An 11064-nucleotide genomic window follows, 5' to 3' on the forward strand; every position below is an offset into this window, starting at 1 on the left:
GGTGTCGCCCTCCCCGCTCACTCCGGGGCGCGGGGCGTCAGCAGCCGGTCCTGCCTGAAATCGTAGATCAGGCCCGTCTCCCGCCACTCCGGCGAGGCGAGGCGCACGAAATGCGGCGCCAGATCCTCCGGCGTGGGGAGGGTCTGCGGGTCCTCCCCCGGCATGGCCGAGCGGCGCATTCGGGTGCGCAGCGCCCCGGGGCTCACCAGCATGGCGCGGATCGCCGTCGATTCGGTCTCGGCGGCGTAGCTGCGCACCAGCGCTTCCAGCGCCGCCTTCGTCACCGCGTAGGGCCCCCAATAGGCCCGGCAGGAATGCGCCGCCCCCGACGTCACGAAGATCGCCCGCCCGGCATCCGACATGCGCAGCAGCGGATCGAGCGAGCGGATCAGCCGCCAGTTGGCGGTGACGTTGATGTCCAGCGTGCTCGCCCAGATCTTCGGGTCGATATGGCCGAGCGGCATCAGCACGCCGAGCACGCCCGCGTTGCCGATCAGGATGTCGAGCTTGCCCCAACGCTCGTGGATCGCCCCGCCGAGGCGGTCGATGGCGTCGAAATCCTTGAGGTCGAGGGGCACCAGGGTGGCGCTGCCGCCGATCCGGCGGATCTCGTCGTCGAGCTCTTCCAGCGCGCCCTGCGTGCGGGCCACCGCCACGACGTGAGCCCCCGCTTCCGCGAGGGCCAGGGCGGCGGCGCGGCCGATGCCGCGCGAGGCGCCGGTGACGACGGCGACGCGGCCGTCGAGGGACAGAGGAGCCATCGGGATCAATCCGCCTCGGCGAGCATCGCCATCTGCCGGGGGCTGGCGATCGCCAGATCGGTCAGCCCCGTCGGATAGTCGCCGGTGAAGCAATGGTCGGTGTATTGCGGGCAGGCGCTGCGCCGCTCCGTCTCGCCCATCGCCCGGTAGAGGCCGGGGATTGAGAGGAAGGCGAGCGAATCCGCGCCGATATACGCGCGCATCCCTTCGAGGTCGTGGGTGGCGGCGAGCAGCTTCTCCCGCTCCGGCGTGTCGATGCCGTAATAGTCGGGATGGGTGATCGGCGGCGAGGCGATGCGGAAATGCACCTCCGCCGCCCCGGCCTCGCGCATCATGCGCACGATCTTCACCGAGGTCGTGCCGCGCACCAGACTGTCGTCCACCAGCACGATCCGCTTGCCCGCGATGGCCGCGCGGTTGGCCGAGTGCTTCATGCGCACGCCGAGTTCGCGCACCGACTGCGTCGGCTGGATGAAGGTGCGCCCGACATAGTGGTTGCGGATGATCCCCATCTCGAAGGGGATGCCCGTCTCCTGGCTGTAGCCGAGCGCCGCCGGCACCCCGGAATCCGGCACCGGCACCACCACGTCCGCCTCGGCGCGGGATTCGCGGGCGAGTTCGTGGCCGATGGCCTTGCGCACCGCGTAGACGCTCTTGCCGTTCACGATGGAATCCGGCCGGGCGAAGTAGATGTACTCGAAGATGCAGGGCCGCATCGGCTGGGCCGGGGCGAAGCGGATCGACTCGATCCCCTCCTCCGAGATCACGACGATCTCGCCGTTCTCGATGTCGCGGACGTAGCGGGCGCCGATGATGTCCAGCGCGCAGGTCTCGGAGGCGAGCATGTAGCGCCCGTCGAGTTCGCCCAGCACCAGCGGGCGGATGCCCAGCGGGTCGCGGGCGCCGATGAGCTTCTTGTTGGTGAGTGCTACGAGGGCGTAGGCGCCCTGGATCGCCTGCAGGGCGTCGATGAAGCGCTCGATGATGCGGGGTTTGCGCGAGCGGGCGGCGAGGTGGAGGATCACCTCGGTGTCCGAGGTGGACTGGGTGATCGCCCCGTCGCGCACGAGGTCGCGGCGGATCGAGAGGGCGTTGGTCAGGTTGCCGTTATGGGCCACCGCGAGGCCGCCGCCCGCCAGCTCCGCGAAGAGCGGCTGGACGTTGCGCAGGATCGTCCCGCCCGTGGTCGAGTAGCGGACGTGGCCGATGGCCGAGCGGCCCTTCAGGCGCTCGATGGTCGCCGCGTCCGAGAACGAATCGCCGACGAGGCCCGGCCGCCGCTCCGAGTGGAACACCTTCCCGTCGAAGGCGACGATGCCCGCCGCCTCCTGGCCCCGGTGCTGCAGGGCGTGGAGCCCCAGCGCGACGATGGCCGAGGCGTCCGGGTGGCCGAAGATGCCGAAGATGCCGCATTCCTCGCGCAGCGTATCGCCGTCGAGGTCGAACTGCGCGGTATCGAAATCCTCGGAGGCGTCGACGGGGGCTCGCGACATGATCGGGCTCGGTCACTTCCTGGGGGCGACGGACTCAAGGCAGCCCGCGTCACGCCGCCGTCATGTAATCGCTCCCGCAGCGCAGGCCAACGGCGTCGGCCGCAGGGCAGCGGCCCGCGCCGGTCAGCGCTTGGGCGCCGTCTCGGTCCGCTTCTGGACGGTCGCGTCGTCGGCGGGCGCGTCGGCCGCCTCGTTCGGCGGGCTGACGGGCTTGGGCTTCTTGAACTGCTTGAGGAAGCCTTCCGGGTTCTCGGGCAGCTGCGCCACCAGCGCGTCGCCGGATTTCTCCAGCATCGGCCGGGAGCGGGCCTGCGCCGCCCAATCCGGCACCTTGCCCTGGACCAGCCAGGACAGGAACACCCAGCCGATCACGCAGATCAGGAAGCCCCGCGCCGCGCCGAACAGGAAGCCGAGGGAGCGGTCCACCGCGCCGATGCGCGAATCGAGCACCACGTCGGAGATCTTCACGGTGATGATCGACACGATGATGAGCGTGACGAGGAAGATCGCCGCGATGGAGCCCACGAGGGCGACCGTGTCGCTGCTCACGTGCTGCTTTACGGTGGGCAGGAGCATCGGGAAGAACGACCACGCGGCCGCCGCCGCGACGACCCAGGCGACGATCGCCAGGACCTCGCGCGTCACGCCACGGACGGCCGCCAGGAGCGCGGACACGGCAACGATGCCAAGGACCACGAGATCGAGGACTGTGAACGGCATCGCCTCACTTCAGGAACGCACGGGAAGCGCCGACGAGGCCCGTGCGGCTCTCCCGACCACTCCCTCAGTATATCTTGCCGAACCTCGGCCGTCACCGGGGGGCGGCGGACGGGCCGGGCCGTGTATCACCGTTGCATCAGAAGGCGCCAGTGCAGCCGCCGACGGGGAGGGTGGCGCAGGCCTCGTTCGTGGCACTGGCCGCACCGCCGGAGATGCCGCTGCCCCCTCCTCCACCGCCCCCGCCGGTGGCCCTCACCCCCGTCTGGCGCGTGGGATCGACGGTCGCTCCGGTGGAGATGCCCGCCCCGGAGCCGCCGAAGCCGCCCCCGGTGGAGGAGGTCGTGGTGGAGCCGGTCGCGCCGATGCCCGCCGAGACCGTGCCCGTCGAGAGGCCGAAGCGGTTCGTCGTGCCGAAGGACGTGGCGCCGAGGCCGAGGGAGGACAGGCCGAAGCTGCCCGTCGCGCCGATGGACAGGGTCGCGCTCGTGGGGGTGGGCAGGGAACCGAGGGACACGCCCGAGCCGAAGGTCAACCCGCCGGCATTCTGGATGCCGCCGGTCTGCGACGAGATGCTCGGGAAGGCGCCGCCCGCGGTGCCGCCGAGGCTCAGGCCGCCGGGATTGGCGATCGTCGTCTGCGGCACGACCGATGCCTGCTGATTCGTGAAGCCCGGCGCGGCGGGGGCGACGCTCACCGAGCCGATGGCGGATCCGGCCGGGCCGAGGGGGGCGGTCTGCGCCGAGGCTGCGCCCGCCAGGGGCAGCAGCGCCGCCGCGAGGAGGGCGCTCCGCATGGTTATGTACCTCGTTCGTGTCTGACGGGGACTCGCGAACGGGACGGCCGGTTCCGTCGTTGCGGAGCCGGGGGGTGTGGCCCTACGTCCGGGGTAGCGGGTGGAACGGGAGAGGTGGCGTGGCGGTGTCGCGGGCAAGCAGCGAGGTGCATGGCGGCCGGCTGACGGTCGATCTCTCCGCGCTCGCCGCCAACTGGCGGCGCCTCGCCGTGCGGGCGCCGGGGGCCGAGTGCGGCGCGGTGATCAAGGCCGACGCCTACGGCACCGGCATCGACCGCGCCGGGCCCGCCCTGTGGGAGGCCGGGTGCCGCAGCTTCTTCGTGGCCCATCTCTCGGAAGGCCGCGTCGCCCGCGCCGCCCTGCCGGAGGCCGCGCTCTACGTGCTGAACGGCCTGCCGCCCGGCGCATCGCCGGCCTTCGCTGAGGCGCGCCTGCGCCCCGTCCTCGGGAGCCTGGAGGAGCTGTCCGAATGGGCCGCCTTCTCGCGGGGGCGCCACCCTGCGGCGCTCCATGTCGACACGGGCATGAACCGGCTCGGCCTGTCGGTGCCCGAGGCCCTGGCGCTCGCCGACGATCCCCGGATCGCGGCGGCGGGCATCGACCTCGTGATGAGCCACTTCGTCAGCGCCGAGCGCCCGGAGGATCCGGTCAACGCCCGCCAGATCGCGGACTTTTCCCGCGTGCGGAAGGCTCTGCCCACCTTGCGCGGATCGCTCGCCAACTCCTCCGGCGTCTTCCTCGACGGCGCCCGGCACGACCTGCTGCGGCCGGGCTACGCCCTGTTCGGCGGCAACCCGACCCCCGGCGCGCCGAACCCGATGGAGCCGGTGGTGCGCCTCGACGCCGCCATCGTGCAGGTGCGTCAGGTCGAGGCCGGCATGAGCGCCGGCTACAACGGCCGCTGGACGGCGCCCGGCCCCCGCCGCCTCGCGACCCTGTCGCTGGGCTACGCGGACGGCCTGCCTCGCGCCTTGAGCGGGCGCGGCCATGCCCTGGTCGGCGGGGTCGCCTGCCCGATCCTCGGCCTCGTCTCGATGGACCTCATCATCCTCGACGTCACCGACGCCCCCGCCGCCCGCCGGGGGGCGCGGGCCGTGCTGATCGGCGACGGCCTCGACGTCGATGCCGTCGGCCACGCCGCCGGCACCATCGGCTACGAGATCCTGACGAGCCTTGGTTCCCGTTATGTTCGGGATTATGATGGCTAGGGCCGCGTAGGCGGACGAGTCCGGGACACCCATGGCCAAGATCCACCAGACCTTCGTCTGCCAATCCTGTGGGGCGGTCTACAACCGCTGGCGCGGGCGCTGCGAGGCCTGCGACGGCTGGAACACGATCCAGGAGGAGAGCGCGGGCGGCCCCGGCCAGTCCGGCCCCGCCGCCACCCGGCCCTCCCGCTCCCGGGGGCGGATCTTCCCCCTGGAGGGGCTGACCGGCGAGGCCAAGGAGGCGCCGCGCAGCCCCTCCGGCATCGGTGAGCTCGACCGTGTGACCGGCGGCGGCTTCGTGCGCGGCTCGGTGATCCTGCTCGGCGGCGATCCCGGCATCGGCAAGTCGACCCTGCTGATGCAGGCCGCCGCCGCCATGGCCCAGCAGGGCGCGGGCGTCGCCTACATCTCCGGCGAGGAGGCGGTGGGGCAGGTGCGCCTGCGGGCCGAGCGCCTCGGCCTCGCCAAGGCCGACGTGCAGCTCGCCGCCCAGACCAACGTCGAGGACATCGTCGAGACTCTGAGCCAGGGGAAGCCCCCGGCGCTGGCGGTGATCGATTCGATCCAGACCATGTGGACCGAGACCGTCGAATCGGCCCCCGGCACGGTCACGCAGGTGCGCTCCTCCGCGCAGGCGCTGATCCGCTTCGCCAAGACCACGGGGACGGCGGTGATCCTGGTGGGCCACGTCACCAAGGACGGGCAGATCGCCGGCCCCCGCGTCGTGGAGCACATGGTCGATGCGGTCGCCTCCTTCGAGGGCGACCAGGGCCACCATTTCCGCATCCTTCGCGCGGTGAAGAACCGCTTCGGGCCCACCGACGAGATCGGCGTGTTCGAGATGACCGATGCCGGGCTGTCGGAGGTGCCGAACCCCTCCGCCCTGTTCCTCGCCGGCCGCGACCAGCAGGCAGCGGGCACCGCCGTCTTCGCCGGGATGGAGGGCACCCGGCCGCTCCTCGTGGAGATCCAGGCACTGGTGGCGCCCTCCTCCCTCGGCATGCCCCGGCGGGCGGTGGTGGGCTGGGACCCGAACCGCCTCTCCATGGTGCTCGCGGTGCTGGAGGCCCATGCCGGCATCCGGCTCGGGAGCCACGACGTCTATCTCAACGTCGCGGGCGGCCTGCGGGTGGTGGAGCCGGCGGCCGACTTGGCGGTCGCCGCCGCCCTGGTCTCGTCCCTGTCCGGGGCGGTGCTGCCGGCCGAGACGGTGTATTTCGGCGAGATCGGCCTCTCGGGGGCGATCCGCCCGGTCGCCCAGGCGGGGGCGCGGCTGAAGGAGGCCCAGAAGCTCGGCTTCGCCAAGGCCCTCATCCCGCAGGGGCGGGGCGAGGGCGAGAAGGTGCTCTCCGTCGAGACCCTGCGCCACATCGCCGACCTCGTGGCCGGGATCGGCGCGGGCTCCCCCCGGCGAGGCGGGCGCGGCCGGGCGCCCGCCCGCGAGTTCGAGGACGAGTACTGACCCTACGCGATGTAGGGCGTGTGCTTGTCGCCCCCCGTGGCGTTCGATCCGTCGTTGGCGCCGGAATTGGCGACGTTGATCTCGTGCCGCTGGTCGCGCGGCATCTCGGGAAACTGCGTGAGCGGACGCCAGGGCGTCGGCGCCACCCCCAGCCGCAGGGCGCTCGGCAGGCGGAACAGCCAGACCGCCAGCACCATCCACGGAACGACGAAGAAGACGAAAGCGGCCAAACCCATTGCGATCCCCTGTGAACACCCCTCCGGCCGTTCAATGCGGCCGTGGTTCCGAGGGATCCAATCCCGGATGAGATAAGCCCGCACGGTGGACGCCCGCCCCCTCCCCTGCGTAAGAACCAGGGGTGAGCGCGCGACAGCCCTCCCCCGGCGCGGCGTCCGACCCGGACACCGCGCCCAAGGCCGTGCGAGGCCGCGGAAAGCGGGTGCGCGCGCCCTTCGTCCAGGCCCCCGGCCGGCTGCGCGCCTTCGTCCGGCGCAGCGAGGGCGGCCTCGTCCTGCTGGCGACCTTCGTCGGCGCCATCTCCGGGCTCGCGGTCTCGGGCATGACCCTGCTCACCCAGGGCTTGCGCGAACTGCTCTACCAGCTCCCCGCCGGCAGCCGCCTGAGCGCCATGGAGGCGGTGAACCCGGTCCTGCTGCTCGTCGGCCCCTGTCTCGGCGGCGTCGCGCTGGGGCTCCTCATCCTCCTCGTCAATTACGTGCGCGGCCCGCGCAAGCGCCCGGCCATCGACCCGATCGAGGCCAACGCCCTGCATGGCGGCCGCATGTCTCTGCGCGACAGCCTCTATCTCGGCTTGCAGAACATCCTCTCGAACGGAAGCGGCGCCTCGGTCGGCCTGGAGGCCGGCTACACGCAGATCTGCTCCGGCGTCGCCTCGCGGCTCGGCATCGCCTTCGAGCTGCGCCGGGGCGACCTGCGCACCCTCGTCGGCTGCGGCGCGGCGGCGGCCATCGCGGCAGCGTTCGGCGCGCCGCTGACGGGGGCGTTCTACGCCTTCGAACTGATCATCGGCACCTATTCCATCGCCATGCTGACGCCGGTCGTCGTGGCGGCGCTCTGCGGCAGCCTGATCTCGCAGGCGATCCTCGGCACGCAGCCCCTCGTCGTCTTCGACAACATGCAGGCGGTGACGACCTCCCACGTCACCAGCCTGGAGATCGTGCCGAGCCTGATGCTCGGCCTGTTCTGCGCCGGGCTCGGCATCGCGGTGATGCGCGGCGTGACCCTGGTGGAGCAGATCGTCCAGGCCTCCGGCCTGCCGCGCGTGGCGGCTCCCGTCCTCGGCGGCCTCTGTGTCGGGGCGCTGGCACTGGCGGGCACGCCGCAGGTGCTCTCCGGCGGCCACGGCGCCCTGCATATGCACTTCCTGGAGGGCGCGCAGGGCTATACCGGCCTCGCCCTCGCCGGGCTGTTCGTGGCCAAGGCCCTGGCCTCGGCCATCTCCATCGGCTCGGGGTTTCGCGGCGGCCTGTTCTTCGCCTCCCTGTTCCTGGGCGCCATCGCGGGGAAGTTCTTCGCCGTGGCGGCGCCGCTCCTCATTCCGGGCATGGCCGGCTTCGGCCTGACGCCGCTGGCCTACGCGGTGATCGGCATGAGCGCGCTCGCCGTCGCAGTGATCGGCGGCCCGCTCACCATGACGTTCCTGGCGCTCGAGGCCACGGGCAGCCTGCCCATCACCGGCCTCGTCCTGGCGGCGGTGATCGCCTCCTCGCTGACCGTCCGGAAGACCTTCGGCTATTCCTTCGCCACCTGGCGCTTCCACCTGCGCGGCGAGAGCATCCGCAGCGCGCACGACATCGGCTGGATCCGCTCCCTGACCGTCGGGCGGCTGATGCGGCGGGACGTGCGGCCGGTGCCCCTCGACACGCCGCTGGCGACCTTCCTGCGCGCCCATCCCCTCGGCTCGCCCTCGCGGGTGGTGGTGACGGACGGGAAGGACCGCTACGCCGGCATCGTCTCGGTGCCGGAGGCCCATGCGCTGGCCCGCGAGGCCGCCTCCGGCGAGCAGCCGGCGCTGGCCGACCTCCTGCGCTGCACCGACGACTTCCTGACCCCGGAGATGAACGCCAAGGAGGCGGCGTCCGCCTTCGACCGGACGGAGAGCGAGGCGCTGGCCGTGCTCGATCCCGCGCGGACCGTGCTGGGGCTCCTCACCGAGAGCCACACGCTGAAGCGCTACAGCGAGGAACTCGACCGGCAGCGCCGGGCGATGGTCGGGGAATCGGTCTGAACGTCAGGCCGGCGGATTGACCCGGCGGCCCTGGTTCACACCTTGGGCCGCACAGAGAACGCGGAGGAACCCATGGCAGAGCGCAGCTACCGCATCGCGGTCATTCCCGGCGACGGCATCGGCAAGGAGGTCGTGCCCGAGGGCGTGCGCGTTCTGGAGAAGGCCGCCAAGCGGCACGGCTTCTCGCTTCAGCTCGACTGGTTCGATTTCGCGAGCTGCGACTATTACGAACAGCACGGCCGGATGATGCCGGAGGATTGGAAGCCGCAGATCGAGGGCCACGACGCGATCTATTTCGGCGCGGTGGGCATGCCCGACCGGGTGCCGGACCACATCTCCCTCTGGGGCTCGCTGATCCTGTTCCGGCGGGAATTCGACCAATACGCCAACCTGCGCCCAGTGCGGCTGATGCCGGGGGTGAAGTGCCCGCTGGCCGACCGGAAGCCCGGCGACATCGATTTCTGGGTGGTCCGCGAGAACACCGAGGGCGAGTACTCGAACGCGGGCGGGCGGATGTTCGTCGGCACCGACCGGGAATTCGCCCTGCAGGAAACGATCATGACGCGCCACGGCGTCGACCGGATCCTCAAGTTCGCCTTCGAGCTGGCCAAGACCCGGCCGCGCAAGCACGTGACCTCGGCCACCAAGTCCAACGGCATCTCGATCACCATGCCGTACTGGGACGAGCGGGTGCGGGCCATGGCGAAGTCCTACCCGGACGTAACCTGGGACCAGTACCACATCGACATCCTGACCGCGCATTTCGTGCTGAACCCGGACCGGTTCGACGTGGTGGTGGCCTCGAACCTGTTCGGGGACATCCTGTCGGACCTCGGCCCCGCCTGCACGGGCACGATCGGCATCGCGCCCTCGGGCAACATCAATCCGGAGCGGGTGCATCCGTCGGTGTTCGAACCGGTCCACGGCTCGGCCCCCGACATCGCCGGCCAGGGCATCGCCAACCCGATCGGCCAGATCTGGTCCGGGGCGATGATGCTGGAACACCTCGGCGAGCACGCGGCGGCGGCCGAGATCGTCACCGGCATCGAACGAGTGCTGGCCGAGCGGACGCTTCGCACCCGCGACCTCGGCGGCAACGCCGACACGGAAGCCTGCGGCAAGGCCGTGGAGGAGGCGCTGGGCTGAGGCTCAGCCCGCGGCGGTCGCGGAGCCGAGGGTCGTCAGCGCCCTCAGCCCTTCGACCTCCCGCTCCAGCGGCCTCGGCTCGCGGAGGAAGGGCGCGAGGTAGGCGTCCAGATATCCGTCGCCGGGCAGATGCACTTCTTTGGTCAGGGCCGTCAGGAAGGCGGCCTTGTCCGTCTCGTGCCACGCGACGGAGAGGCCCGCCCGGTGGACCAGGACGGTGTGCACCGTCATGATGGTGCGCCCGTTGCCGTCGAGGAACGGATGGGCGTGGGCCAGCGAGCCCAGCACCTCGCGGGGCTTCGCCCGCATGAACGCGCGATCATTGCCCTGCCGGAGGGCGTAATCGGCGGCCCGGCGGATATCCTTCGGGAAGGCGAACATCCTGTCGTAGCCGCCACGGCTGATGTTGGCCTGTGGCGCGGTCTCCCACCGGTCCTTCCCCGCCCAGGGGTAGACCGAGCCGAACAGGGTCGCATGCGTGGTGAGGATGTCGACGTAGGTCAGCGGGTTCCGGCGGGACAGGGCCGCGACGGCCTTGCCGACTTCGGACAGGAAGGCGCTGTATTCCAGCAACTTGACCTCAGCGAGGTCCTTCGTGCCTACGACGTTCCGAAGGTAGCCTCGTTCCTCGAAATCACCGAAGACGTCGAAGGTCACGCCGCGCCTGCCTTGCGCTCTTGGATGTACCGATAGTGAAGGCGAGTGCCTTCGATGCCGGGCAGAATCTCGGCCCGCCTAAGAGCAACGAGCAGCCACTCGGTCTCGTCGAGGTCCACATCGTCGCCGGCCACGCGCGAGACCGCCTCGGCCCAGTCGTCGAGCCCCGCCCGCTCGTAGCGGATGCCGTGACGGCGGGCGAGATCGCGGATGGTGTCCCGGGCCGTCATCACCTCGGCCTCGGGACGAACGGCAGCCTGTGCGGTCATGGCGAACTCCTCGCCAGGAATTCTACCCCATGCCCCGCCGTCCCGTCGACTCTTTCGGACGGCGGGAGGTGCCGCTCAGCGCGGCCGGCGGCGGACGCTGACGACGTTGTCGGAGAGGTCGGCCTTCTCGGCCTTGGCGGCGGGCAGCGTCTCGGTGACGACCTTGACGATGCTTGGGGCGTCGAGGCCCGCTTCCGCGTACATCTTCTCCGGCTTGTCGTGGTCCTGGTACGTGTCCGGCAGCGTGAGCGTCCGCACCCGCACCCGGCCCGCATCCAGCGCGCCCTTCTCCGCCAGGAGATGCAGC

The 11064-nt window shown here is 71.3% G+C and carries 11 protein-coding genes and 1 pseudogene; 4 read left to right on the top strand and 8 right to left on the bottom strand.

Annotated elements, in window-relative coordinates:
- Positions 1 to 17: 17 nt before the first annotated feature.
- The 4 genes from MKK52_RS18030 to MKK52_RS18045 form a co-directional block, all read right to left on the bottom strand.
- Complete coding sequence (locus MKK52_RS18030) at positions 18 to 761, bottom strand: SDR family NAD(P)-dependent oxidoreductase (protein ID WP_243956123.1); 744 nt, start codon at positions 759 to 761, stop codon at positions 18 to 20.
- 5 nt (positions 762 to 766) lie between these two features.
- Complete coding sequence (purF, locus tag MKK52_RS18035) at positions 767 to 2254, bottom strand: amidophosphoribosyltransferase (protein WP_243956126.1); 1488 nt, start codon at positions 2252 to 2254, stop codon at positions 767 to 769.
- Between the two features lie 123 nt (positions 2255 to 2377).
- A complete protein-coding gene (locus MKK52_RS18040; protein ID WP_243956128.1) occupies positions 2378 to 2974 on the bottom strand; it encodes a CvpA family protein in 597 nt (198 codons plus the stop codon).
- Positions 2975 to 3110: 136 nt separating this feature from the next.
- Positions 3111 to 3767, bottom strand: a complete 657-nt coding sequence (locus tag MKK52_RS18045; protein ID WP_243956130.1) for a hypothetical protein — start codon at positions 3765 to 3767, stop codon at positions 3111 to 3113.
- A 119-nt stretch (positions 3768 to 3886) separates the two neighbouring features.
- On the opposite strand from MKK52_RS18045, the gene alr reads away from it, so the two are divergent.
- Positions 3887 to 4975 (top strand): alanine racemase, encoded by a 1089-nt coding sequence (gene alr / locus MKK52_RS18050; protein WP_243956131.1) that lies wholly within the window; start codon positions 3887 to 3889, stop codon positions 4973 to 4975.
- Positions 4976 to 5006: 31 nt separating this feature from the next.
- The gene (gene radA / locus MKK52_RS18055; RefSeq protein ID WP_243956132.1) at positions 5007 to 6437 is read left to right on the top strand and encodes a DNA repair protein RadA; all 1431 of its coding nucleotides are present in this window, start codon (positions 5007 to 5009) and stop codon (positions 6435 to 6437) included.
- 2 nt (positions 6438 to 6439) lie between these two features.
- Here the strand turns inward: radA and MKK52_RS18060 are convergent, their stop codons facing one another.
- Positions 6440 to 6673: a hypothetical protein gene (locus tag MKK52_RS18060; RefSeq protein WP_243956133.1), complete on the bottom strand. Its 234-nt coding sequence runs from the start codon at positions 6671 to 6673 to the stop codon at positions 6440 to 6442.
- A gap of 122 nt (positions 6674 to 6795) precedes the next feature.
- Here MKK52_RS18060 and MKK52_RS18065 point away from each other — a divergent pair, with 122 nt between their 5' ends.
- Both MKK52_RS18065 and MKK52_RS18070 read left to right on the top strand, forming a co-directional pair.
- The gene (locus MKK52_RS18065; protein ID WP_409564693.1) at positions 6796 to 8685 is read left to right on the top strand and encodes a chloride channel protein; all 1890 of its coding nucleotides are present in this window, start codon (positions 6796 to 6798) and stop codon (positions 8683 to 8685) included.
- Positions 8686 to 8757: 72 nt separating this feature from the next.
- Positions 8758 to 9831 carry a tartrate dehydrogenase gene (locus tag MKK52_RS18070; protein WP_243956134.1) on the top strand — a complete coding sequence of 358 codons (1074 nt, stop codon included), beginning with the start codon at positions 8758 to 8760 and terminating at the stop codon, positions 9829 to 9831.
- Between the two features lie 3 nt (positions 9832 to 9834).
- Here the strand turns inward: MKK52_RS18070 and MKK52_RS18075 are convergent, their stop codons facing one another.
- From MKK52_RS18075 to MKK52_RS18085, 3 genes and pseudogenes are all read right to left on the bottom strand, one after another.
- A complete protein-coding gene (locus tag MKK52_RS18075) occupies positions 9835 to 10488 on the bottom strand; it encodes a Fic/DOC family protein (RefSeq protein ID WP_243956135.1) in 654 nt (217 codons plus the stop codon).
- Positions 10485 to 10757, bottom strand: a complete 273-nt coding sequence (locus MKK52_RS18080) for a hypothetical protein (protein WP_243956136.1) — start codon at positions 10755 to 10757, stop codon at positions 10485 to 10487. The genes MKK52_RS18075 and MKK52_RS18080 overlap by 4 nt, the downstream gene beginning before the upstream one ends.
- Before the next feature lie 75 nt (positions 10758 to 10832).
- Positions 10833 to 11064 (bottom strand): annotated as a pseudogene (locus tag MKK52_RS18085) (1-deoxy-D-xylulose-5-phosphate synthase); the annotation flags it as partial.

Origin of the sequence: Methylobacterium sp. J-067, assembly GCF_022829465.1 — a bacterium.
Lineage (GTDB): Bacteria > Pseudomonadota > Alphaproteobacteria > Rhizobiales > Beijerinckiaceae > Methylobacterium > Methylobacterium litchii.